Source organism: Rhodococcus sp. ACPA4 (assembly GCF_002300185.1).
Lineage (GTDB): Bacteria > Actinomycetota > Actinomycetes > Mycobacteriales > Mycobacteriaceae > Rhodococcus_F > Rhodococcus_F globerula.
In genome coordinates this window covers 2,422,847-2,447,494 of sequence record NZ_NSDY01000001.1, presented here as the reverse complement: position 1 = coordinate 2,447,494, position 24,648 = coordinate 2,422,847, and the positions used below count along the sequence as shown (strand labels likewise).

The 24,648-nt window shown below is 62.7% G+C and carries 21 protein-coding genes; 11 read left to right on the top strand and 10 right to left on the bottom strand.

Annotated elements, in window-relative coordinates; all coding sequences use genetic code 11:
* Window positions 1-13 precede the first annotated feature (13 nt).
* The 7 genes from CJ178_RS11055 to CJ178_RS11025 form a co-directional block, all read right to left on the bottom strand.
* A complete protein-coding gene (locus CJ178_RS11055; protein ID WP_045070964.1) occupies window positions 14-1,324 on the bottom strand; it encodes a lipopolysaccharide biosynthesis protein in 1,311 nt (436 codons plus the stop codon).
* On the bottom strand, window positions 1,324-2,262 hold the full coding sequence (locus tag CJ178_RS11050; protein ID WP_095886701.1) for a hypothetical protein: 939 nt from the start codon (window positions 2,260-2,262) through the stop codon (window positions 1,324-1,326). The genes CJ178_RS11055 and CJ178_RS11050 overlap by 1 nt, the downstream gene beginning before the upstream one ends.
* Window positions 2,259-4,154, bottom strand: a complete 1,896-nt coding sequence (locus tag CJ178_RS11045; protein WP_095886700.1) for a hypothetical protein — start codon at window positions 4,152-4,154, stop codon at window positions 2,259-2,261. Before CJ178_RS11045 ends, CJ178_RS11050 begins: the two co-directional genes overlap by 4 nt.
* The gene (locus tag CJ178_RS11040) at window positions 4,151-5,320 is read right to left on the bottom strand and encodes a glycosyltransferase (protein ID WP_095886699.1); all 1,170 of its coding nucleotides are present in this window, start codon (window positions 5,318-5,320) and stop codon (window positions 4,151-4,153) included. The genes CJ178_RS11045 and CJ178_RS11040 overlap by 4 nt, the downstream gene beginning before the upstream one ends.
* Window positions 5,317-6,174, bottom strand: coding sequence for a glycosyltransferase family 2 protein (locus CJ178_RS11035; protein WP_084703068.1), 858 nt, complete (start codon window positions 6,172-6,174; stop codon window positions 5,317-5,319). The genes CJ178_RS11040 and CJ178_RS11035 overlap by 4 nt, the downstream gene beginning before the upstream one ends.
* A 139-nt stretch (window positions 6,175-6,313) precedes the next feature.
* On the bottom strand, window positions 6,314-7,399 hold the full coding sequence (locus CJ178_RS11030) for a glycosyltransferase family 4 protein (RefSeq protein WP_095886698.1): 1,086 nt from the start codon (window positions 7,397-7,399) through the stop codon (window positions 6,314-6,316).
* 3 nt (window positions 7,400-7,402) lie between these two features.
* Complete coding sequence (locus tag CJ178_RS11025) at window positions 7,403-8,122, bottom strand: ANTAR domain-containing response regulator (RefSeq protein ID WP_095886697.1); 720 nt, start codon at window positions 8,120-8,122, stop codon at window positions 7,403-7,405.
* Between the two features lie 378 nt (window positions 8,123-8,500).
* On the opposite strand from CJ178_RS11025, the gene CJ178_RS11020 reads away from it, so the two are divergent.
* From CJ178_RS11020 to CJ178_RS11000, 5 genes are all read left to right on the top strand, one after another.
* Complete coding sequence (locus tag CJ178_RS11020) at window positions 8,501-9,466, top strand: NADPH:quinone oxidoreductase family protein (protein ID WP_095886696.1); 966 nt, start codon at window positions 8,501-8,503, stop codon at window positions 9,464-9,466.
* An 88-nt stretch (window positions 9,467-9,554) separates the two neighbouring features.
* Window positions 9,555-10,025, top strand: coding sequence for a MarR family winged helix-turn-helix transcriptional regulator (locus CJ178_RS11015; protein ID WP_033236435.1), 471 nt, complete (start codon window positions 9,555-9,557; stop codon window positions 10,023-10,025).
* Window positions 10,022-11,548 (top strand): DHA2 family efflux MFS transporter permease subunit, encoded by a 1,527-nt coding sequence (locus CJ178_RS11010; protein ID WP_033236434.1) that lies wholly within the window; start codon window positions 10,022-10,024, stop codon window positions 11,546-11,548. The genes CJ178_RS11015 and CJ178_RS11010 overlap by 4 nt, the downstream gene beginning before the upstream one ends.
* 147 nt (window positions 11,549-11,695) lie before the next feature.
* Window positions 11,696-12,790, top strand: coding sequence for an LLM class flavin-dependent oxidoreductase (locus CJ178_RS11005; RefSeq protein ID WP_033236433.1), 1,095 nt, complete (start codon window positions 11,696-11,698; stop codon window positions 12,788-12,790).
* A 39-nt stretch (window positions 12,791-12,829) separates the two neighbouring features.
* Complete coding sequence (locus CJ178_RS11000; protein ID WP_095886695.1) at window positions 12,830-13,816, top strand: pirin family protein; 987 nt, start codon at window positions 12,830-12,832, stop codon at window positions 13,814-13,816.
* A gap of 40 nt (window positions 13,817-13,856) precedes the next feature.
* Here the strand turns inward: CJ178_RS11000 and CJ178_RS10995 are convergent, their stop codons facing one another.
* The 3 genes from CJ178_RS10995 to CJ178_RS10985 are packed head-to-tail and all read right to left on the bottom strand — an operon-like array spanning window position 13,857 to window position 16,087.
* Window positions 13,857-14,384, bottom strand: a complete 528-nt coding sequence (locus CJ178_RS10995) for a gamma carbonic anhydrase family protein (protein WP_095886694.1) — start codon at window positions 14,382-14,384, stop codon at window positions 13,857-13,859.
* A gap of 45 nt (window positions 14,385-14,429) precedes the next feature.
* Window positions 14,430-15,290: an EamA family transporter gene (locus tag CJ178_RS10990; RefSeq protein WP_095886693.1), complete on the bottom strand. Its 861-nt coding sequence runs from the start codon at window positions 15,288-15,290 to the stop codon at window positions 14,430-14,432.
* Window positions 15,287-16,087 (bottom strand): crotonase/enoyl-CoA hydratase family protein, encoded by an 801-nt coding sequence (locus CJ178_RS10985; RefSeq protein WP_095886692.1) that lies wholly within the window; start codon window positions 16,085-16,087, stop codon window positions 15,287-15,289. Before CJ178_RS10985 ends, CJ178_RS10990 begins: the two co-directional genes overlap by 4 nt.
* A gap of 109 nt (window positions 16,088-16,196) precedes the next feature.
* Between CJ178_RS10985 and CJ178_RS10980 the strand changes: the two genes are divergently transcribed.
* From CJ178_RS10980 to CJ178_RS10955, 6 genes are read left to right on the top strand one after another with little or no spacing between them, the layout of a single operon-like run.
* Window positions 16,197-17,018, top strand: coding sequence for a TIGR03084 family metal-binding protein (locus CJ178_RS10980; protein ID WP_095886691.1), 822 nt, complete (start codon window positions 16,197-16,199; stop codon window positions 17,016-17,018).
* Window positions 17,015-18,736 carry an acyclic terpene utilization AtuA family protein gene (locus tag CJ178_RS10975; RefSeq protein WP_095886690.1) on the top strand — a complete coding sequence of 574 codons (1,722 nt, stop codon included), beginning with the start codon at window positions 17,015-17,017 and terminating at the stop codon, window positions 18,734-18,736. The genes CJ178_RS10980 and CJ178_RS10975 overlap by 4 nt, the downstream gene beginning before the upstream one ends.
* Window positions 18,733-19,881, top strand: a complete 1,149-nt coding sequence (locus tag CJ178_RS10970) for an acyl-CoA dehydrogenase family protein (RefSeq protein ID WP_095886689.1) — start codon at window positions 18,733-18,735, stop codon at window positions 19,879-19,881. Before CJ178_RS10975 ends, CJ178_RS10970 begins: the two co-directional genes overlap by 4 nt.
* Window positions 19,878-21,476, top strand: coding sequence for an acyl-CoA carboxylase subunit beta (locus tag CJ178_RS10965; RefSeq protein ID WP_019744291.1), 1,599 nt, complete (start codon window positions 19,878-19,880; stop codon window positions 21,474-21,476). Before CJ178_RS10970 ends, CJ178_RS10965 begins: the two co-directional genes overlap by 4 nt.
* An 8-nt stretch (window positions 21,477-21,484) precedes the next feature.
* On the top strand, window positions 21,485-23,470 hold the full coding sequence (locus tag CJ178_RS10960; protein WP_095887937.1) for an acetyl/propionyl/methylcrotonyl-CoA carboxylase subunit alpha: 1,986 nt from the start codon (window positions 21,485-21,487) through the stop codon (window positions 23,468-23,470).
* Window positions 23,470-24,630: an acyl-CoA dehydrogenase family protein gene (locus tag CJ178_RS10955; protein WP_033236424.1), complete on the top strand. Its 1,161-nt coding sequence runs from the start codon at window positions 23,470-23,472 to the stop codon at window positions 24,628-24,630. Before CJ178_RS10960 ends, CJ178_RS10955 begins: the two co-directional genes overlap by 1 nt.
* Window positions 24,631-24,648: the final 18 nt, after the last annotated feature.

The following is a 24,648-nucleotide window of genomic DNA, read 5'->3' as shown; positions in this document are numbered from 1 at the left end:
CGGCGAACCCCCTTCACCGAAGAACCCTCTGCTGTGCGGGCACGATGATGTAACGCCACCGCGCCAACGCCCAGAGTGCGCCGAGGCTCTGCGCTGCGAGCCAGCTGATTCCGACAGCAACAATCCCCATGGAGGGCAACAGGATCCAGGAGAGCGCCAGGCACATCAGCAGCATCGACACGTTGAGCGTCATTGCCTCGCGCAGCCTGCCGACTGCACGCAGAACTGCCACCGCGATGTTGGTGACGGCGTCGGGGATGGCAGAGAGGGTGAGCACGATCAGCAGCATTTTCCCGTGGGCACTGTACGACTCGCCAAATACTCGCAAGGCCCAACCACCGCCGATGAGGTAGACGAGGATCAGCGGGCCGAGCAACGCGGCGATGATCCGACTGCAGCGCCGCGCGAGAGCCGGGATGTCTTCGGGATCCGTTGCGGTCTCGGCGAACAGCGACATCGCGATGCATGGACTGATCATGAAGAACACCGCGCCGAGCATCCACGTCGCGTAGAAGTAGGCGCCGTCGGATTCGGACAGTCTGGCGAGCACGATGATCGGCAGCACGAATGACGTGACACTCGCAGCCACAGTCACGACGTGTTGCCCCAGAAGTGACGCACTCATATCCCGGACGTCGGAGACGAGGTGTCCGAACAGTGGCCGCATGCTGTGCTCACCGCGAATTCGTCTGCACCAGAACGTCGAGAACACTACCGATATCACCGCGGACGCGCTCCAGGCCGTCAGAATCTGGTTGTGAGTGCCATTGATGAGCACGGGAAGGAACAGTAACGGAATGCGTAAGCCGGTGAACAGCATGTTGCGCGCGAGGAGCAGTCCGCTGCGGCGTAGCGCAACCGCCACGCAGTCGGCCAGCGTGCCGAGCGCGAAGAATGTGGCTCCCATCGTGAATGCCGCTGCGGCAACGGCGGTGCTCAGCGACGGGAGGGTGTGCAGAACGTATCCCAAGATGAGAACCACGACTGCGGACCCGGACACCGCAGTCACGATCACGACTGTCACTGCGGCGGTGAGTATTCGACGCCAGCGATCAACCGTGAGCGTGCGCGGTAGCCACTCGACCATCGCGGTGGCAGCGCCGACGCTGGCGATCAATGCCGTCGCCTGCATGGCGCTGGTGGTGGCCGCTCCGACTCCGATGTCCGCTGTTGATGTCGTGTGAGCAACAACAAGCCAGAACACATAGCCCATGAGGGAGGTGAGAACGGTGCTCGCCATCATGTAAGAACTGTTGCGCAGCATCGAGTCTTCGGCTATTCGGGTCCGCGCGATCTGGGGGAGAGAGCCGAGTGTCACCTTCATCAGGGCGCCACGGAGAGATAGAGCACGAGGGATGTCGGTCCGACACCGACGGTGTCGGGGGTCTGGGCTATCGCGATGTCGATCGCGACGCGGTACCGGCCGGGCTCGTTCGGTGCGAGGAACGACACCGTTCCGACCTGGGCACTGCGGGCATTGGTGTTGGTGTCGAAGGGCGCGGTCGGTGGTGTCGTGACAAACCGCGGATCGGTCGGTGAGACACCACCGATGGTTGCGGACACGTCCGGCGGCAGGGTGGGAAAGAGGAATCCGTAGCTGTACGATGTCCATTCGATGTCGACCGGAGTACCGGGTGCCACTGCGAGTTGGCCAGCGATGGCAGTGTCGGGGCCGGTGAGAATCGTGTTGACATACCGTTCGGGCTGCGTTGTCTGCATCGCGAGCGCTCCGATCAACGCGCCGACGCACAGGGCCGTCAACGCGAGCGAGACCAGTGCGGTTTTCCCGACTCGGCGCCACGGTACGTCGGGGACTGCGCGCGATTCAGGTTTCCGCGGAGACTGCCGGATGCGAATGGCCAACAGGGACAATATCACCGCTGACACGGCAAAGAGCGCCAGTGCGATGGTTGACGTGGTCAGTTGAAATCCCAATGGTCCAAGTGCCAGAACGGTTTCGAGCAGGATGATGAGGGTGAACAGGGCTGGAAGAAGTACGCGCAGCGGTTTTTCGAGTCCGTCGAAGCGTGTGTCGGTACTACCGGGCGTCTTGCCGAGGATCAGCGCCGCGGCCGCCCACGCCGGTATGACGAGGAGTGCGGCCACTGCACACACCCGAAGTTCCACGGGAGCCCGGAGCAGTACCGCGGCGAGAGACACGGCCGCGACCACGGCGGAAACCCTCACTCCGGTAAGGAGATCGGAGGTCAGGACCACGTCCAGGACTTGGCGACTCCGAGTGGCAATGTCAGTGCGTTTCATGGCGTTCCTGTCAGATCGGTCAGTTCGGTGCCGACGCTCGCCGAATCGAGGCGGTAGACCCGGAGATGCTCGGTCGACATGATCAGCGACGCCCATGGCGCGTGGTCGAGTCGGTCGAGGTACGACGGCGGTGTCGGCAGGCCGGCCAGGGGATCTCCGCTGCCGTAGTTGTCCCCGTTGAAGGGTGGGGAATCCGCCATTCGGGTATCGACGACAAGGTAGTCGTAGGTTGCCCCGGCCAGGTCGGTAGCGAGCTTCGTATCGGGGTCGGTGTCGGTCTGGGTCAGCTCCCACACCGGAAAGTCGGATGACGGTTCGGAGACGTAGAGTTCGCCGTACGCCGCCAGTGCCAGCGTTGTGTATCGGTCGGTCACGACGCGCACGCGACCTTCTCTCAGTCGAATGTGTTCGGCCACCGTCCGAGCTTCGGCGCTCGCGGATCTGGTGTCCGAGCCCCAGAGAAACGGGCCGGGAAAGCGGTACGGATCGTTGAGGCCGGCGCCGACATTGCCGATCAGCAAGACGATCAGGACGGCGAGCGAGATCAGTTTCCGGAACCGGATCACGATGCGTGGCAACCGATCCTGGAACGCGACGACGAGGGCGCACATCACTGCCACCCCGACGTAACTGAACGCCCACGAGCGCCTGGCCCCCTCTGCGCCCGATGGGGCCAGCACAAACAGAACCGACGGGAAGTAGACGGCCCCGATGGCGATGAATGCGAGGGTTGCGGACGTGACTTTGCCCCGCACGCGCGCGATGACCAACAGGCCCAACGCAAATATCGCGGCCACCGCTGCCGGGGCGGCGGCGGTGAAGGCTCGTTCCCAGAGTGGTTGGACATTGGCGGCGAGCAATTCGCGGCCACTCGATTGTGACGTGGCGATGCTGCTCAACTGAGTCACCGAGTTGGCGAGATACGGCGAGAGGTAGCTCACGGTCGGTGATGCGACAAAGACAAGCCAGGCGGCTCCGACGGCCGTGGTGCCGCTCAGCAGAACCCACCATGCGTATGGCCTTTGGTGTGCGCGTACAAACCCGAATGCGGTGACAGTGACGGCGATTGCACCCGAGATCAGGAGCAAGGCGATGGTGGTCAGATGGTGGGTCACGACGCATACGGCGCCGCACGTGACCGCGATCGACAGAAAAGCGATTCGACGACGACGATCGTCCGACCGTGCGGCAATCGAGGTCAAAGCCAACGCCCACATGAAAAATGTGATGGCAACACCCTCGTACGCGAATTGAGTGTCGAAATAGATGGCAGACGGATTGAGGGCGTAGATCAGCGCTGCCACGGCACCTGCACGGGCGGAGCGCAGTAGCGACGTTCCAAGGACGTACGCACCGAGAATTGTCATCACGTGGGTGACGACCATCAACACTTCGCCGGCGGACCAGGCTGAAAGTCCGGTCAGCTGAGCGATAGAGGCGGACAGGGCTGACGTACCCGGGAAGTATTCGACGATCGGGATGATCGAATTGGGTGGGAACAGTTGGCCGCTCGACATGACGTCGACGGATTCACGCCAGTGCGCATACTCGTCGTGATACGACGGACCGAAAGGGTTTCGGAGATACTTCGGGACTGCCGTGAAGAGTCCGAGCAACGCTATCGCGCCGATGCGCTGATTGACTGTTGTCCCGAAAGCCGCCAGTTTGGCTGCCAGCGGAATAACCCCGAGCAGCATACCGACCCAGAAGGTTGCGTAGTAGACATTCGGCGGTGAACCGTCGGACGACATCCGGTACGACACACCGATCAGGAGTATTCCGAGTGCAAGGAGGACGCCTGTCGATGTCCACGACCGCAGCGCCGAGCGTGAAGTGTCGGAGAACCGATGCCGCGGAGCTTGTTCGGCATCGACCGGGGCGAGTGCGATCATGATTGCGCCAACCGTTCGATCGCACGCAGGGTGGTCGACCACGACGTGTGGTCGGTGAATCGTCGATGGCGGTCCGGCGGAATCGACATCAAGGTACGACGGAGTGCGTCGACGTTGTCGGGTTCGACCAGATGGGCGCCTTCGTAGGTGCGAGTTGCTTCGACCAGTCCGCCCACCGCGTAGAGCACGACGTGTAGCCCCGAGTGCATTGCGATCTGCAGCGGACCGCTTGCCGACGCGCGCCGATAGGGAAGCACCACTACGTCTGTATCGCGGAAGAATTGGCCTGCCTCGGCGTCGCTGACGTAGCGATTCACGAAGGTAATGCGCCGACGGTGTGGACTGGCGGATATCAGTGCTGCCGGGGCCTGCCAGTTCTCCCAGGTTTCACCCACGATCGTGAGGTGAAATTGTGCGGCCTGCTCGGCGCTGAGTTGGTTGAAGGCCACCAGGAGATCGTCGAGTCCCTTGTACGGTCTGATGAGGCCGAAAAAGAGCAGTCGGGTTGGCCCACTGGAGGAATCGTGAGAAGCCGGGGAATCGGCGGGGGAATCGGCGATGTGTGTGTACGGTCCGTGGGGTGCTGTTTCGATGTCGAGCCGGTCGAACGGACGCGAGCCGAATGTTCTGCGCAGTAACTCTAAATCATGGTTGTTGTGGACGAGCGCGCCGTGGGCGAGCGACAGCAGAAGGGGCATACCGCGTCGACAGTACGTATCGACGCCCAAGACCAAAGCCTCACTGGTGTCCTGAGTCTCGTGAAACTCGACAACCACACGAATGCCGAGTACCCGGGCAAACAACGCGACGAGGATATAGGTGTGGAGTGTCGCGACAGTCCACCATTGCAGTACAACCAGATTCGGCTTTGTCGAGCGAAGCCGAGCCAGGGCCCCCAATAGGCCGGGAAACCAGTACCAGTCGAGTTCGCCGATGCGAGTGACATTGTTGCCGTAGCGAAGCGCGGTTCCGGTATTCGGTGAGCGACGAGTAGTCGGATACAACCGCCGCGGGATGACCCGGCGAAGCAGGAGCACCGACACATCGTGTTCGCGACTCAGTTCGTTCGCAAGTGTGCAGGTGTAGGCCGACAACCCACTGAGGAAGTGAAAGCCCGGACCCACGAGCACTACCTCGAGTCTGCCTTTCGCGTTCACGCTGCTCACCCCGCAGCCTTCGGCAGATGCAGAACCTTGGGCGGACTGTTGGGTGGATTGTTGGGCGGATCACCCTGTGCTGCTGCGACTACCGAGATCCGGTGCACAACCGGTGCGATGTCCGGTCGGTGCTGCACCCGAATCCGAGTCAGGACGGCAAGGCAGGCAACACCATCTCGCCAGGTGATTTTCTTGCCCTCCGACACGGATCGTCCGTGATACGACACAGGCACCTCGAGAGGTCGGATACCGCACCGCAGTAATCGCGCTGTCATTTCCGTGTCGAGGCCGAAACCGCCCTCCGTCAATGTCAGGGAGCGCAGGTGATCGGTCGGGATGAGTTTGAGGCAAGTGTGCATGTCCGTCAGGCAAGCGTCGTACAACACGTTGGCAAACAAGGTTGTTGCGCGGCCTCCGATGGCAAACCGAAATGACGGAAAGCAGGCGTTGACTCCGCGGACCCTCGCGCCGAACACGTGATCGGAGTATCCGGCCAGTACCGGTGCGATCAGCGACGGAATATCGCTCGGCAGATATTCGAGATCTGCGTCGAGGATGACGAGGTGACTTCCGGCGGCGTAGTCCAACCCGGTTCGAATTGCCGCGCCCTTGCCGCGATTGACCGGATGGGTCACTACGACAATGTCTTTCGATGTCCGAGCGTCTGATCGCTGAGCTTCGAGAATTCGTGCGGTGCGATCGGTGCTGCCGTCGTCGACGACTATCAGTTCCATCCGGCACGGATAATGTACGGCGAATACGCGGTCTATCGCTGCCTTCAGCGTGCGTTCCTCGTTGAAGACCGGCATCAGTATCGAGAGGCTGACCAGCGGCTGGCTGTGCGGAAACGAAGGCTGATTCATTGCGGGTGCCACCTGACTCGTCCGTGCGGGGAGGGACGAGCTACCGGGAATCAGGGGCAGCTCCGAATATCGGTGCGGAAGTACCAGGGAACAAGGGCATGCCGACTAATTCGAACTTACTCCTCGGCGACTCTCCACGCTACGGCTCCCCTCGGAGTACATGTCGGTACACCTGGGCTGTTGCGGTCGCCACGCCGGCCCAGTCAGGCAATACCACGTCGTCGCCGGTGCCGGCACTCAACTGAAGTGCGATCGCACGGGCTATGGACGTGGCGCCTGCAGTCGGTGGGATCAGGACTGCTCCGGTACCGAGGAATCTCCGAACAATCTCACGATGAGCTGGTATGTCGCTCAGGACGATTCGTGATCCTGCCGCAGCCGACTCGAGGGGGGCGATGCCAAAGGCTTCATGCTCGGACAAGGAGATGGACACGTCCGCCGTCCGGAGCCAGCGATGCATGCCGGGAGTGTCCAGCCGTCCCGTGAACCGCACCCGGTCGCCGAGTCCGAGGCGGGCGGAACTGGCGGCCAGTGCATTTCGAGCAGAACCGTCGCCGACGACAACAAGCTGGACGGTGTCGGGTAATTCGACCATGGCCTCGATGATCCGATCCACCCGCTTGTATGGTTCCAATCGCCCGTGAAACAACAGCGTGGCGGTTTCGTCGGGATACGGCGTCGCGGCGCGTACTGCAGCTGCGTCGACGCCGTTGGGAATGACAGTTGTGTAGGTTTCGAGGCCCGGGAAATACGAATGCACCAACTCGAGTTCTGCATCGGAGACACAGACAACGGCCGAGCTCGAGGTGAAGAGCGCTCGGGAGAATTTCCGGTAGAGCGAATGCAGCATGCGGGTGGATCGAGTGTGTCCGGTGCCGTGAAAATGTGGGGTGAAGACGACCGGCCGACGGAACCCGGTCAATGCGGCCAACGCGGAGGATGCGTGATAGCTGTGGACGTGGACGATGTCAAAAGTATTGTCGAGGTGCATGGTTCGCACCAAAAGTCGGGGTGAGACCGACATGGCGGTGGTTGTCCAGGCGGGGTAGCGGTGAACAATCGAATCGCGTTTTTGCGGGGTCGCCGGCGTTTCCGCTCGACGGCTACCGGTGAAAACTTCGACATCGATCCCGGTCGAGCTCAGATGTGTGGCCAACTGCGCGACGTGGTCTTCGACTCCGCCGATGGACGGCGGGAATGCCGGTGTCACCAAAGCGACGCGCATCGATCACACCTTCAGTCCCAGTTCGACAATCGCCCGCGCGACGGACAGCACGGTCGCGTTGTGGCTGCGTGCGCGTCGGCGGATGAGTTGGTATGCCGAGTCGATGGTGGTGTTGTGGTCCTTCGAGATGATCCCCTTGGCCTGTTCGACAACGATTCGGGTTTCGAGTGCATGTTGCAGCTGCGTGGATTCCCGTTCGCGCTCGTGTAGTTCGAGCGACATGAGTATGAACCCCATTGCGACGGTGGTCAGTGCCTGGGCTGCGCTCACATCGTCGTCGTCCCAGATGATCATCTCGTGCGAGAAGACGGTCAGCGTCCCGATCGAGGTTCGGGCGGGGGCCGCGGAGCCACTCGAGATTCTCGCCTCCCGGTAAAACGGAAGCGCGGCCACGGCTTTGACGCCCAGGTGGCTCGCTTGGGCGGCAAAGGCAGGCCAGGCGTATGCGGCGCTCGGCACATCGGTGATCTGCACGCTGTCGAGTCGGGGTAACCTCCCGGGCCCTATCCGAAACTCTCGTTCGCATCGATCGAATTCGGGTGAGCTGACCGACGTGATGTCCGGTTGATCGGGAAGGGTGACGGTGATGCTTGCCGCTGCGGTATCGAATATGTCGGCGATGTAGCACACGAGTTCGTGAAGTGTTTGCGTTGCCCAGTTACCTTCGCGCGGCGGCGACGCGAAATGGGTCAGGGCACAGAGGTACAGGGCGTCATCATGCATGGGTATCCCACCGTAGGTCGTTACCGGTGCCGTGAATTGTCCCCGCAGAAGTGGAGTCTGCGCAGACGTGGCAGATGTTCCGTATCTTGTTCCAGTGCACAAGGTTCGGACATATTTGAATTCAGATGCTCCGAATTCGAGTTCCGAAGGACGAAACCTGACGTCAGAAACAAACTGAAATCCCGATATGACCCAAGCGTACAGACCCAGGGAATGAATGGGAACCCATATGGCCCGTGGTCGACGGCGAATTTCCTTGCGACCCTTGCGAAGCGAGTTTCCATACCTTGCGTCCGGTTCTATCGGCCGGGATGGTCGGACGGCAGGCTAAGGTCGGGAACAGATGATGTCCGATTGCTTTCTCGATGAGGAGTTGCTGTGCGTGCGATGGTTGTTACCGAGTTGTCCGGCCCGCAAGGACTCGACCTCGAGGAGATCCCCGAGCCTGATGCGTCCGGCAAAGTTCTCATCGACGTCAAGGCCAGTGGAGTCTGTTTTCCGGACTTGTTGATCACCTACGGCAAGTATCAAATCCGGCCGGAGCCCCCGTTTGTCCCCGGTGCGGAAATCTCGGGTGTCGTGATCACGGCGCCGGAGGAATCGGGATTCACTGCGGGCGACCGGGTCCTTGCGGCGACCTATCTCGGGGGATATGCGGAACGAATAGCAGTCGACCATTCGCAGGTGTTGCGAATCCCGGACGCTTTGGATTTCGACGAAGCCGCGTCTTTGATCATCAATTACCAGACGATGGAGTTTGCGCTGGCTCGTCGCGCCAAGATCGTGGCCGGCGAAACCGTAGTTGTTCTCGGCGCGGCCGGCGGTGTGGGCACCGCGACCATTCAGTTGGCCAAGGCGCACGGTGCTCGGGTAATCGCCGTTGTTCGACGCGCCGGCGTCGAGGAGTTCCTCCGCGAGTTGGGAGCTGACGAGGTGGTGGCACTGGCGCCGGGGTGGGGTGAGCGGGTTCGCGAGCTGACCGGCGGCAAGGGGGCGCAGATAGTGGTGGATCCCGTCGGCGGTGACGCCTTCGACGAGGCGGTCCGCGTTCTGGCCCCTGAAGGCCGCCTTGTCGTGATCGGATTTGCCGGCGGCGGGATTCCCGAGGTGAAGTTGAACCGGGTGCTGTTCCGCAACATCAGCATTGTCGGGGCGGCGTGGGGTGAGTTCACACGTTCTGATCGCGACGCAGTTGCTGAGGTGCATGCATCGCTGGTGCGCCATGTCGAAAACGGGTTGCGTCCCATCGTCAAGGCTCGATACCTTCTGGAGGATGCGGCCTTGGCGCTCACCGATTTGGAAACGGGCAAAGTTCTCGGAAAGGCCATTTTGGTGCAGGAATGAGTTTCCGAGGGTGATGTTGCTCACCGGAAATCGGGTTGCGCGTTAGTTACGGTTGGGCAATAGTTGCATCCGCACTACTATTCGCCAGGTGATCGCCTCGGATTCTGATGACCTGTTCGGAGCACTCGACGAGTTGTTCACTCGCCTGATGAGCGCCGGTGATTCGGAGTCGATCGATGCACTGATCGAGTTGGATCTCTCGTTCAGTCAGGTTCGTGTGCTGTTTGCTCTCGGCCAGTGCGATGCGCCCGTCCCGATCAACGAGGTTGCCGACGAGCTTCGGCTCTCGGTGGCGGCGACGGGTCGCAATATCGACCACCTCGTGCAGATGGGGTTGGTCGTGCGGCGTGAGGACGAACGTGACCGGCGCGTCAAACGGGTTTCCCTGTCGGAGGCCGGCGTTAAGGTCACGTCCAATCACATCGAATGCAAGCGTGGACAGCTTCGTGATTTTGCGTCGCGCGTGCCCGCGCCGGAACGGCTTCGACTTGTCGAGGCGCTAGAGCCCATTCTCGCGGGTGACTACCTGCGAGCATCTACCCAGGAGACTTCGCGATGACATCGCCGAACGCGCCGGCACCGGCGTCCGACAAGTTAGACGGTGCGGTACTCAAAATCGCATCCGTGGTGGTGCTCGGTGCCATCATGTCGATTCTCGACGTGACCGTGGTGAGCGTCGCGCTGACTACATTTGCCGAGGAATTCGATACGTCCTACGCCACCGTTGCATGGACGATGACGGCGTACACGCTTGCTCTCGCAACTGTTATCCCGGTGACGGGTTGGGCGGCGGACCGATTCGGTACCAAACGGCTGTATATGACCGCGCTCGTGCTGTTCGTGCTGGGTTCGGTTGCCTGTGCGATGGCGTGGGACATCACGTCGTTGATCGGTTTCCGAGTTCTACAGGGACTCGGCGGCGGCATGTTGATGCCGCTCGGTATGACGATCATGACCAAGGCCGCTGGTCCGGAACGGATCGGTCGTGTCATGGCTGTGCTCGGTATTCCGATGCTGCTCGGCCCCATCGGTGGACCGATCCTCGGTGGTTGGCTGATCGAGGTCGCAAGCTGGCACTGGATCTTCCTGATCAACCTGCCGATCGGTGCCATTGCGTTGGCGGCAGCCTTCAAGATTCTGCCTTCGGACAAGCCCCAGCCTTCGGAGTCGTTCGACTTCCTCGGCATGGTGCTGCTGTCGCCGGGCTTGGCGCTGTTCCTCTTCGGTGTGTCGTCGATCCCCGAGGTAGGGACCGTCGCGTCGGCCAGGGTCTTGGTCTCCGCCGGTATCGGTTTGGTTCTGATCATCGCGTTTGTGTTCCATGCGCTGCGTAAGGATCATCCGCTGATCGACCTGCGCTTGTTCAAGAACCGGCAGTTGTCGGTCGCCGTGATCACGACGTCACTGTTCATCGTGGCGTTCATGGGCGCGGGTCTGTTGTTCCCGAGTTTCTTCATCCAGGTGGGTGGCCACACGACCCTCGAGGCCGGCCTCCTCATGGCTCCGCAGGGGCTTGGCGCAATGCTGACCATGCCGATCGCCGGCCGACTCGTGGACAAGATGGGCGCAGGCAAGATCGTGTTGACGGGTCTGCCGTTGATCCTGATCGGCATGGGTGTCTTTACGCAGGTCGCTTCCGATTCCCCGACCTGGATGCTGATGGCTGCCCTGTTCGTGATGGGTATGGGTATGGGCTGCACGATGATGCCGCTGATGACGGCCGCGATCGTGACGCTGTCCAACGAGCAGATCGCTCGCGGTTCGACACTCATGAATATCGTTCAGCAGACCGCCGGCTCTATCGGTACCGCTGTGATGTCCGTGGTTCTCACCAACCAGTTGCTCAATCGTGATCTGACAAGCAATGAAGTCGGCATGGCGCACCTTCCGCCGCCGGTGGGACCGGATCCGTCGACGGTCGATTCGATTCTGAGTTCTGCCGCCGACGCATTCGGCAACACGTTCCTTGTTGCTACCGTCTTGATTGCTTTGACTTTCATCCCGGCATTCTTCCTGCCGCGTAGCAAGACGACGCGAGTTGTAGCCGAGGGTGATTCAGCGGCGCCGATCATGATGCACTGACACGTATTCTTTTGCGCTGAGGGCGGTAAGCACATGGTGTGCCTACCGCCCTCAGTGCTGTTCAGGGTGCGGGAATAGCCCTAGATGGTTGAATGTTAAATTATCTACATGCAGTCGTAGGGATCAACGCCCTGAACAGGAGTAGCCATGCAGTTCGGAATCTTCACAGTCGGTGACGTCACCACAGACCCCACGACAGGGGTCACGCCCACCGAGCACGAGCGCATCAAGGCGATGACCACTATCGCCAAGCATGCCGAAGACGTGGGACTCGACGTCTTCGCAACAGGCGAGCACCACAACAAGCCGTTTGTGCCGTCGTCACCCACCACGATGCTCGGCTACATCGCTGCACAGACCGAGAAGATCACGCTGTCCACGTCAACGACGCTGATCACCACCAACGATCCGGTGAAGATCGCCGAAGACTACGCGATGCTCCAGCATCTCGCGGAGGGTCGCGTCGACCTCATGATGGGGCGTGGCAACACGGCGCCCGTGTACCCGTGGTTCGGCAAGGACATTCGCGCGGGTATTCCGTTGGCCCTCGAGAACTATCAGCTCTTGCGCCGGCTCTGGGACGAGGAAGTGGTGAATTGGCAAGGGGAGTACCGCACTCCGCTGCAAGGTTTCACGTCCACACCACGTCCGCTCGACGGCATCGCACCCTTTGTGTGGCACGGCTCGATTCGCAGTCCTGAGATCGCGGAAATCGCGGCGTATCACGGTGACGGGTTCTTCGCGAACAACATCTTCTGGCCCAAGGAGCACTACATCGAGCTCATCAACCTCTACCGTCAGCGCTACGAGCATTACGGACACGGCACCGCCGATCAGGCGATCGTCGGGCTGGGCGGTCAGGTCTTCATGCGTAAGAACAGTCAGGACGCCGTCAAGGAATTCCGCCCGTACTTCGACAATGCGCCGGTGTACGGTCACGGACCGTCGCTCGAAGAGTTCACCGAGCAGACGCCGCTGACAGTCGGTTCGCCGGAGCAGGTCATCGAGAAGACCCTCGCGTTCGCGGATTTCTTCGGCGACTACCAGCGCCAGCTGTTCCTCATGGATCACGCGGGTCTTCCGCTGAAGACGGTGCTCGAGCAGCTCGATCTTCTCGGCGAGGAAGTTGTACCGGTTCTGCGTCGTGAATTCGCGGCCCGTCGTCCGGCGCATGTCCCGGACAACCCGCCCACCCACGCGTCGATGAAGGCCGCGCGTGACACAAGTGCGGTCTCGGCATAGTTCTGGGCACCCTGACGCAACCCGAGGCAGGATGAAGAGATGAGCAACCTCGACATGCATCCCGTAGAGCAGGAATGTGAAGGCAAACCTGACAACAGCGAGATTCAGATCCTCACCCCGCGGGATGTTCCGCTCGGTGGCCCACGGGCAATGCGGGTGCGGCGCACATTGCCGCAGCGTGATCGTTCGCTGATCGGGGCGTGGTGCTTCGCCGATCACTACGGGCCGGACGACGTCGGCTCGGGGCCCGGCATGCATGTGCCGCCGCATCCACACACCGGTTTGCAGACGGTCAGTTGGCTGTTCACCGGAGAGATCGAGCATCGCGACAGCATCGGTTCCCATGCGATGGTGCGGCCAGGTGAACTTAACTTGATGACGGCCGGTAGCGGGATCGCGCATTCGGAGGTCTCGACGCCGAACACGAAGGTTCTGCACGGCATGCAGCTGTGGGTGGCGCTCCCGGACGCGGCTCGCGATACCGCCCCCGCGTTTGTTCACTACCGACCGGAACCGGTGACCATTGGGGGCGCCAGGCTCAGCGTGTTCCTCGGCTCGTTGGCCGGCGAGAAATCGCCGGTATCCACCTTCACCGAATTGCTCGGTGCCGAGATAGTTCTCGATCCGGGCGCTGACATTGCGCTCGACGTCGATCGTTCGCACGAACACGGTGTGATCGTCGACAAAGGATCGGTAGTGCTGCGTGGCACCACCGTCGGCTGGGCCGAGTTGGGTTATCAAGCACCGGGTTTCGGGAAGCTGACATTACGCAACCCGGGTTCCGAACCAGCTCGGGTCCTGCTGCTCGGCGGCAAGCCGTTGGGCGAGCAGGTCATCATGTGGTGGAACTTCATGGGCCGCACGCACGAAGAGATCGTCGAGTATCGACGCAAGTGGCAGGCCGAACTGGCCTCTGGATTCGACGGCAGCGTCCCTGATCAACGTTTCGGCGTAGTGCCGGGATACGACGGTCCGGCGCTCCCGGCACCCGAGTTGCCGAACAGTACGTTGCGGCCCCGAGGTTAGCCGCGGCTCTTGCTGCTACCGGCCGCAAGCGTCGTGTCGATCAGGCCTGTTCGATGTCCTGATGGGCCTTGGCGAGCATGATGTAACCGGCGCCGTTGGCGCTGATCCCGGCCTTTTCGCCTTCGGAGAGTTCACGTTTGACCTTGGCCGGTACGCCGGCGACCAGTGATCCGGGCGGGATCTGCATCCCCTGCGAGACGACGGCGCCGGCCGCGATCAGCGATCCCGAACCGATGTGTGCGCCGTTGAGCACCACTGCGCCCATGCCGACCAACACGTCGTCTTCGACGGTGCACCCGTGCAACACCGCGTTGTGGCCGACCGAGATTCGCTCGCCCAGAACCGCGGGGAACGTCGGGTCTGCATGCACCGTGCAGTTGTCCTGGATGTTGGTGTCCGCGCCGATGAAGATCGATTCCGCGTCGCCGCGAATGACCGCGCCGTACCAGATGCTGGCGCCGGCAGCGATGGTCACTGCGCCGACAACGGTGGCATTGGGTGCGATGAACGCGCTCTCGTCGATCTGCGGGGTGCGTCCGAGAACAGTGGCGATGATCGGGTTGGTCATGGTTCTCCTGTGCGTTGGAATGAACGTGCTCTGACGGTACCTGGACTATTTCGGGGTGGGCTTTCGATTCATGACAACGGTGCCGATGCCCGCCACGACCACAAGTCCGATGGCAACCAGGGTCATGGAGTCGAGTGTCTGTCCGATGATGACTACGCCGGCCAACGCTGCTGCTGCCGGTTCGAGCGCAATGAGGACGGCAAAGACCTTCTTGACCAAGGATCGCAGCGCCCACATTTCCAGGCTGTACGGAATGACGGACGAGAGGATGGCTACCGCCGCGCCGGCGGCAAGCATCTTCGGATCGAGCAGTTCTGAACCTCCGGAGACCACACCGAACGGCAGGGTGAGGACGGCCGCCACAATCGTGGCACCGGCCAGACCGTCGGCACTCGGAAGTGTTGCGGCGAGGTGTGAACCGGCGATGATGTATCCCGCCCAGGCTGCGGCCGCAACGAGTGCGTAGATCACGCCGACGACGTCGAGTCCCGATTCCCCGTGATCACCCAATCCGAGGAGAAGTACTCCGCCGAAGGCAAGCAGCACCCAGGCACCGTCGGCCCAGCGCTTCGACAGCACCGCGGCAAGTGTGAGTGGCCCGAGAAATTCGATGGTGACGGCCGTTCCGATGGGCACCGTGTCGAGGGCCATGTAGAAGGCCCCGTTCATGACGGCCAGAGAAACGCCGAGCGCAAATATGCCCTTGCGCTGCCGGTTCGACCACCTGCTCCATCGTGGGCGGACGATGACTCCGAGGATGATCGCGGCGATCGTCAGCCGAAGCGTCGTGGCACCGGCCGGCCCGATCTGCGAGAACAGGGTCGTCGCGAATGCCGCTCCGAACTGGAGCGACAGTATCGAGGTGAGGACTGCGCCGACCGGCAGTAGCTGACTGCCGGCCTTCATTCTCCGGTGAACTCAGGACTTCGACGCTCGAGCATCGCGGCGACGGCTTCGTGGTGATCGCGAGTGTGATGGGCGATCGACTGCATGGCGGCCGAGAGTTCGAGCAAACTCTCGAGGCTTTGGTGCTGGCCCTCGCGGAGCAGTTTCTTGGTCATGCGGAGCACCTGCGGGGGATTGGCGGCTACTCGCGCTGCCAAAGCGTGCGCTGCGGAAAGCAATTCTTCGGGCTCGGTGACCTGCGAGACCAGACCCCAGTCGAGTGCCTTGGTCGCGTCGATCGGTTCGCCGGTGAACGCCATCTCGGCGGCGCGGGCGTTGCCGATCGCGCGGGGGAGCAGCCACGCTCCGCCGTCGCCCGGGATGAGTCCCACCTTGACGAAGCTCTCGGCGAAGACCGCCGCCGTCGACCCGATGCGGAGGTCACACATGAGTGAGAGGTCGCAGCCCGCTCCGATGGCAGGGCCGTTGACGGCTGCGACGGTCGGCACCTCACACGTGTACAGCGCGAGCGGGATGCGTTGGATGCCGTGCCGGTAGCCCTGGCGGATCTCGCCGGGAGCACCACCGAACATGCCCTCTTTGTCCCGCATGTGTTTGACGTTGCCGCCGGAGGAGAAGGCCGACCCTGCTCCGGTGAGGATGACCGCGCGCACGCTCTGATCTCGGTTGACCGCGGTGACCGCGTCTTCGAGGGCTTCGATCACGTCTATCTCGGAGATGGCGTTGCGGGTGTCCGGGCGATTGAGGGTCCACGTGACCACATCGCCGGTTCGCGAGATCAGTACGGCGTCGCTCATGGGTGCTCCTGGTAGTCGATGGCAGTTGAGCTCAGTCTCTCACCACGAGATTTCTGAATAACAATCATTCGTGCTTGATTTTTATGACTACGAGTGTGATGCTGATCGCATGGCCGAACTTCAGACGTTCATCGATGACTTGCGGGCCGAAGGCGAGAGCCTTGACGCCCTGGTTGCGGATCTGCCCGAGGCGAAGTGGGCGACAATGACGCCCGCGGAAGGGTGGACCATCGCGCATCAGATCGGGCACCTGCACTGGACGGACAGTGCTGCGATCCTGGCTGTCACCGACCCGGACGGGTTCGCGGAGCAGTTGAAGGCGGCGTTCGTGAATCCGGCCGGGTTTGTCGACGACGGTGCTGCCGAGCAGGCTGCCCGCCCGCCCGGGGAGTTGCTCGCCGATTGGCGGGCGGGGCGCATTGCTCTCGTCGAGGCGCTCACCGCTGCCCCGGCCGGCACCAAGTTCCCCTGGTACGGCCCGCCCATGGGCGGTGTCTCCATGGCAACCGCGCGATTGATGGAGACGTGGGCGCACGGGCAGGACGTCGCCGACACACTCGGCGTCGAACGCGCTCCGACGGCGCGCATCAAGAACATCGCTCATCTGGGTGTGCGGACGCGGAACTTTGCGTACTCGGTCAACGAGAAGACGCCGCCCGCCGACGATTTCCGGGTGGAGTTGACGGCGCCGGACGGTTCGCTCTGGACCTGGGGGCCGGAAGATGCGCCGCAGAAGGTGACCGGGCCCGCGTTGGACTTCTGTTTGCTGGTCACTCAGCGCGCCAATCGCGCCGATCTCGATCTGGTCGCCGTGGGTGCCGACGCGGACGAGTGGCTCGGGTTTGCGCAGGCATTTGCCGGTCCCAGCGGCGAGGGACGAGCCGCCATCGGATCCAGCGGCGAAGGACGAGAAGTGAAGGTGGGCAAATGAGTTCGGTACGGATCGGTAACTGCTCCGGGTTCTACGGCGACCGTGTCTCGGCGATGCGTGAGATGCTCGAGGGCGGCGAACTCGACTACCTGACCGGCGACTATCTGGCCGAACTGACGATGCTGATCCTCGGCCGGGACCGGATGAAGGACCCGTCGCTCGGCTACGCGAAGACGTTCCTGCGTCAGGTCGAGGACACCCTCGGCCTCGCGCTCGACAAGGGCGTGAAGATCGTTGCGAATGCCGGCGGCCTCAACCCGGCCGGACTGGCGGACGCGCTGCGCGAGGTCAACACCAAGCTGGGGTTGAACGCGAGGATCGCCCACGTCGAGGGTGACGATCTGGTCTCTCGGGCACACGAACTCGGACTCGGCTCCCCGCTGACGGCCAATGCGTACCTCGGCGCCTGGGGCATAGTCGAAGCCTTGTCGGCCGACGCCGATGTCGTGGTCACCGGTCGTGTCACCGATGCGTCGGTGATCGTCGGTCCCGCCGCTCATCACTTCGCTTGGAAGCGAGATGATTTCGATCAATTGGCCGGTGCTGTCGCGGCGGGCCACGTCATCGAGTGCGGAACCCAGGCCACCGGCGGCAACTATGCGTTCTTCACCGAGATTCCCAATCTGGGCCGTCCTGGCTTCCCGATCGCCGAGATCAACGCGGACGGATCCTCGGTCATCACCAAGCATTCCGGAACGGACGGCGAGGTGAGCGTCGGCACGGTGACGGCGCAGCTGTTGTACGAGATCACGGGCGGACGCTACGCAGGCCCGGACGTGACCACCCGCATCGACAACGCGGTGCTCACCCAGGAAGGCCCGGATCGGGTGCTGATCAGCGGCGTCACGGGCGAGGCTCCGCCGCAGCAGTACAAGGTCTCACTCAACACGCTGGCCGGGTTCCGCAACGAGGCCACCTTCATCCTCACGGGTCTCGACATCGAGGCCAAGGCCGATCTGGCGAGGACTCAACTCGAATCCTGGCTGACGAAGAAGCCCGCCGAACTGGTCTGGACTCTCGCTCGCACGGATCACCCGGATTCCGACACCGAGGAAACCGCGAGTGCGTTGCTGCGCTGCGTGGTTCGCGATTCCGACCCCAAGGTCATCGGTCGCCCCTTCTCCGCGGTTGCGGTGGAAATGGCACTCGCCAGTTACCCCGGCTTCTCGCTGACCGCGCCGCCGAGCAACGGACAACCGTACGGAGTGTTCACCCCCGGCTACGTCGACGCGGGATCGGTGCCTCACGTGGCCGTACTGCCTGACGGCACGCGGGTGGACATCGCTCCGTCGACGCTGACGCAGGACCTCGAACCTGTCGACGAACCTGAGCGTCCGGAGCCGTTGCCGCCACAGTCTTCGCTCTCGGTGCCGCTCGGCACGATCGCCGGTGCCCGTAGTGGCGACAAGGGTGGAAACGCCAACGTCGGCGTCTGGGTTCGCACGGACGATCAGTGGAAGTGGTTGGTGCACACTCTGTCCGTCGAGAAACTCAAGGAACTACTGCCCGAGGCGGCGGAGCTTACCGTCACTCGCTACCAGCTTCCGCACCTTCGTGCCGTCAACTTCGTGATCGAGGGAATCCTCGGTCAGGGTGTTGCCTCGCAGGCGCGGTTCGATCCGCAGGCCAAGGGAATTGGTGAATGGCTGCGCTCGCGCCACATCGACATCCCGATTTCGCTACTCCCCACAACTGACGAGAAAGAGGATTCACGGTGACCGTGTGGACCACACCGGAAAGGCTTGCGCTTCGCGAGACCGTACGCGGATTCGTGAACCAGGAGATTCTGCCGCACCTGACGCAGTGGGAGCGTGACGGCGAGATTCCCCGCGAATTGCACCGCAAGGCAGGCGCTCTCGGGCTCCTTGGGGCCAGTGCGCCCGAATCGGCCGGTGGTGAGGGCGGCGACGCCGTCGACTCCATCGTGATCTGTGAGGAGATGCATCAGGCAGGTGCGTCGGGCGGGCTGTTCGCTTCGCTGTTCACCTGCGGCATCGCGGTGCCGCACCTGATTGCGGCCGGCGACGAGGCGCAGATCGAGAAGTGGGTCAAGCCGACCCTGCACGGCGACAAGATCGGCTCGCTCGCCATCACCGAGCCCGGCGGAGGCAGCGACGTCGGGCACCTGACAACCACAGCCAAGCGCGACGGCGATCATTACGTCGTGAACGGCGCCAAGACGTTCATCACCTCCGGCGTTCGAGCGGACTTCGTCGTCACCGCAGTGCGCACCGGTGGCCCCGGCGCGGGTGGTGTCTCACTGCTCGTGATCGAGAAGGGCACACCGGGATTCACCGTCTCGCGCAAACTCGAGAAGATGGGCTGGCGCGCGTCGGATACAGCGGAACTGTCCTTTGTCGACGCCCGGGTTCCGGTGGAGAATCTGGTCGGCGCAGAGAACAGCGGCTTCGCGCAGATCGCGCAGGCATTTGTCTCCGAGCGGGTCGCGCTCGCCGCGCAGGCGTATGCCAGTGCAGAGCGTTGCCTGGAGCTGACCCTCGAATGGTGCCGCGCCCGCGAGACTTTCGGTCGCCCCCTGATCAGCCGGCAGGCCGTGCAGAACACCGTCACCGAGATGGCCCGCAAGATCGACGTCGCCAAGGTGTACACGCACTCGGTGATCGAACGGCACATGGCCGGTGACGGCGATCTGATCGCCGAGGTGTGCTTCGCCAAGAACACGGCAGTCGAGACGGGCGAATGGGTTGCGAACCAAGCCGTTCAGCTGTTCGGCGGCCTCGGATACATGCAGGAAAGTGAAGTGGAGAGGCAGTACCGGGACATGCGAATTCTGGGAATCGGTGGCGGAACCACCGAAATCCTCACCGGCCTCGCGGCCAAGCGATTGGGGTATCAGTCATGAGTGTCATCCGGTCAACACTGGACACCAATTCCGAGGTGTACCAGACCGCAACATCGACCATGAACACCAAGCTCGCCGAGATCGAGGTCGAGCACGCCAAGGCGCTGGCCGGTGGCGGCGAGAAGTACACCGAGCGGCACCACAAGCGGGGAAAGCTTCTGGCGCGCGAGCGGATCGAACTCCTGCTCGATCAGGATTCGCCGTTCCTCGAGCTGTGTCCCCTCGCTGCGTGGGGGAGTGACTTCCCGGTCGGCGCCAGCACCGTGGTCGGTATCGGCGTCGTCGAAGGCGTCGAATGCCTGATCGTTGCCAACGATCCCACCGTGCGCGGCGGCACCAGCAATCCGTGGACGCTGCGTAAGGGATTCCGCGCCAACGACATCGCCATGCAGAACCGCCTCCCGGTGATCTCCCTCGTCGAGTCCGGTGGCGCAGACTTGCCGACGCAGAAGGAGGTGTTCATCCCGGGCGGGCGTATGTTCCGTGACCTTACACAGCTCTCCGCCGCCGGTATCCCCACCATTGCACTGGTCTTCGGTAACTCGACTGCCGGCGGCGCGTACATCCCGGGCATGTCCGACCACGTCGTGATGATCAAGGAACGCTCCAAGGTGTTCCTCGCAGGCCCGCCGTTGGTCAAGATGGCCACCGGTGAGGAATCCGACGACGAGGCACTCGGCGGCGCCGAAATGCACGCCCGCAAGTCGGGACTGGCCGACTACTTCGCAGCCGACGAGCAGGACGCGATCCGCATCGGGCGCTCGATCGTCAAGCGACTCAACTGGACCAAGAAGGGGCCGGCGCCCCGAGCAGAGATCATCGAACCGCTCGAGGATCCGGAAGAGTTGCTCGGCATCGTTCCGGCCGACCTGAAGATCCCCTTCGATCCGCGCGAGGTCATCGCCCGTATCGTCGACGGTTCCGACTTCGACGAGTTCAAGCCGCTCTACGGTTCCTCCCTCGTGACCGGCTGGGCCGAGCTCAACGGTTACCCGATCGGCATCCTGGCCAACGCCCGTGGAGTTCTCTTCAGCGAAGAGTCCCAGAAGGCCACGCAGTTCATCCAGCTTGCCAACCGCTCCAACACGCCGTTGCTGTTCCTGCACAACACCACCGGCTACATGGTGGGTAAGGAATACGAGGAGGGCGGAATGATCAAGCACGGATCGATGATGATCAATGCAGTAGCCAACTCCAAGGTTCCGCACATCTCCATCCTGCTCGGAGCGTCGTACGGCGCCGGTCACTACGGCATGTGCGGACGGGCATTCGATCCGAGATTCCTCTTTGCCTGGCCCAGTTCCAAGTCCGCCGTCATGGGCGGTGCGCAGCTTGCCGGCGTCATCTCCATCGTGGGACGCGCTGCTGCCGAGGCACGCGGCCAGGTCTTCGACGAGCAGGCCGATGCCGGCATGCGAGCGATGATCGAGAACCAGATCGAGGCCGAGTCACTTCCGATGTTCTTGTCCGGGCGTCTCTATGACGACGGCGTCATCGATCCCCGAGACACCCGCACCGTGGTGGGAATGTGCCTGTCGGCCATTGCCACCGCCCCGATCGAAGGCACCGAGAACTTCGGCGTCTTCCGTATGTGAGGCACGCCGTGACAATCACTTCAGTACTGGTCGCCAATCGTGGCGAAATCGCCCGCCGTGTCTTCGCAACCTGTCGGAAGAACGGAATCGGGACGGTCGCGGTCTTTTCCGACGCGGATGCCGACAGCCCGCACGTCGCCGAAGCCGACGCCTCGGTTCGCCTGCCGGGTAACACGCCTGCCGAGACATACCTGCGGGGCGAGCTCATCATCGCCGCCGCCAAGGCTTCGGGCGCCGACGCGATTCACCCCGGCTACGGATTCCTCTCCGAGAACGCGGAGTTCGCGCGCAGTGTCATCGATGCCGGACTGACGTGGATCGGTCCGCCCGTCGAATCCATCGAGCTCATGGGATCGAAGGTCGAGTCCAAGAAGATCATGGACGCGGCCGGAGTTCCGGTGCTGTCCGAACTCGATCCCGCTGCGGTGACCGACGCTCATTTGCCAGTGCTGATCAAGGCGTCGGCGGGCGGCGGCGGACGCGGAATGCGTGTCGTTCGTGAATTGTCGGCGCTGGAAGGCGAACTGGAAGCGGCGCGGCGTGAGGCGCAGTCCGCCTTCGGTGACCCGACTGTCTTCTGCGAGCGCTACCTCGAGACCGGTCGGCACATCGAGGTTCAGGTCATGGCCGACCGCCACGGTGGGGTGTGGGCGGTGGGGGAGCGCGAGTGCTCGATCCAGCGTCGGCATCAGAAGGTGGTCGAAGAGGCACCGTCGCCGCTCGTGCAACGCATCCCCGCCATGCGCGACAAGCTGTTCGACGCTTCACGGCTCGCAGCCAACGCCATCGGTTACGAAGGCGCAGGAACCGTTGAATTCCTGGCTGACGAAAAGGGCGACTTCTTCTTCCTGGAAATGAACACGCGTTTGCAGGTGGAGCATCCCGTCACCGAGTGCACCACCGGACTCGATCTGGTGGAACTGCAATTGCAGGTCGCTTCAGGTGAAGTACTTCCGGACGAGCAGCCGGAGATCCGTGGGCATTCGATCGAGGTGCGCCTGTACGCCGAGGACCCCGCCAAGAACTGGCAGCCGCAGAGTGGAACCGTTCACCACATCGAGTTGCCCGGTGACCCGCAAGAATTCAGTGTTCTGCGTGAGCAGGGCGTTCGCCTCGACTCCGGCGTCGTCGACGGCAGTGTTGTCGGCGTCCACTACGACCCGATGTTGGCCAAGGTCATCTCGTACGCGCCGACGCGGAACGCAGCTGCCCGGCTGCTCGCGTCGACGCTGGCGCGCACCAGGATTCACGGTCTGCGGACCAACCGCGATCTGCTCGTCAATGTCCTGGCTCACCCGGCCTTCATTGCCGGGGATACCGATACGGCGTTCTTCGAGACCCATGACCTCGAGAAGTTGTCAACGCCTCTGGCCGACACCGACGCCGAAAGGCTTTCGGCGCTGGCGGCGGCACTTGCCGATGCCGCGCACAACCGGGCGTCGGCGCGCGTCATCGGCCGCTTGCCCAGCGGGTGGCGCAACCTCCCGTCACAGCCGCAGAGCAAGAGTTACTCCACTGCGTCGGGCGACTACGACGTCCGCTACTCCCTGAGCCGAAGCGGCGTGCTGAGTGCAGAAGGGTTCGACGGCGTGAGCCTGGTATCGGCAACTGCGACCCGGGTAGTGCTCGAGCAGAGCGGAGTTCGGCGTTCGTTCGACGTGGCGGCCTACGGGAGTGAGATTTTTGTCGACTCCTCGCTCGGACCCGTCGCGTTGACGGCAGCACCGCGCTTCGTCGATCCGTCGGCGGAAGTCGCCGCCGGTTCGTTGCTCGCTCCGATGCCGGGATCAGTTATTCGCCTCGGCGCAGCACTCGGTGACACAGTCACTGCCGGCCAGCCGATTCTGTGGCTAGAGGCCATGAAGATGGAACACACCGTCACCGCGCCGACAGCCGGTGTCCTGGTAGAACTTCCGGTCGCCGTCGGCCAGCAGGTCGAGGTCGGATCGGTACTCGCACGTGTGGAAGAACCCGCTACAGAAGAGGACGCATGATGAGTTTCATCGAAACCGAAGAGCAGAAGGAACTGCGGGCATCCGTTTCCAAACTGGGTGAGCGCTTCAACTATGTCGACTACGTGCTGCCCAAGGCGCGCAAGGGTGAGCCGCTCACCGAATTGTGGAACGAGGCGGGCAAACTCGGGTTCCTGGGCGTCAACCTGCCCGAGGAATACGGCGGCGGCGGTGCCGGCATCTACGAACTCGCGCTGGTGCAGGAGGAATTGGCGGCGCAGGGTGCCGGTCTGCTCCTGGTTGTCGTCTCGCCGGCCATCTGCGGCACCATCATCGGCAAGTACGGCACTGCGGAGCAGAAGCAGCAGTGGCTGCCCAGCCTCGCCGACGGCTCCAAGATCATGGCGTTCGGAATCACCGAGGCCGACGCGGGTTCGAACTCACACCAGATCACGACGACGGCACGCAGGGATGGCGAAGACTGGATCCTGAGCGGCAACAAGATCTACATCTCGGGCGTCGATCAAGCTGACGCAGTGCTCATCGTCGCGCGCACCGAGGACTCCAAGACCGGCAAGCTCAAGCCCGCTCTGTTCATCGTCCCCACGGATTCTCCCGGATTCGTGAAGACACAGATGGAGATGGATATCATCGAGCCGGACCACCAGTTCATCTTGTTCCTCGACGATGTACGGCTGCCGGCCGACGCTCTGGTCGGCGAAGCCGATGCCGCCCTGATGCAGTTGTTCGCCGGTCTCAACCCCGAGCGCATCCTGGGTGCGTCGATGGCCATCGGAATGGGCCGTTACGCCCTGAACGCCGCGGTGAAGTTCGCCAACGAGCGCACGGTGTGGAAGACGCCGATCGGTGCCCACCAAGGTATTTCGCATCCCCTCGCGCAGGTGAAGATCGAACTCGAGCTCGCCAAGCTGATGATGCAGAAGGCCGCGGTCCTCTACGACAGTGGTGACGATTTCGGTGCTGCCGAAGCCGCGAACATGGCGAAGTACGCGGCTGCCGAGGCCAGCATCAAGGCACTCGATCAGGCGATCCAGACGCACGGCGGGGCGGGTCTGACGAAGGAATACGGACTGGCCGCCATGCTCGGCGCGGCTCGTATCGCCCGTGTCGCGCCGGTGAGCCGCGAGATGATCCTCAACTTCGTCTCGCAGCATTCTCTCGGTCTGCCTCGGTCTTACTAGACGGTCTCACTGGAAAGG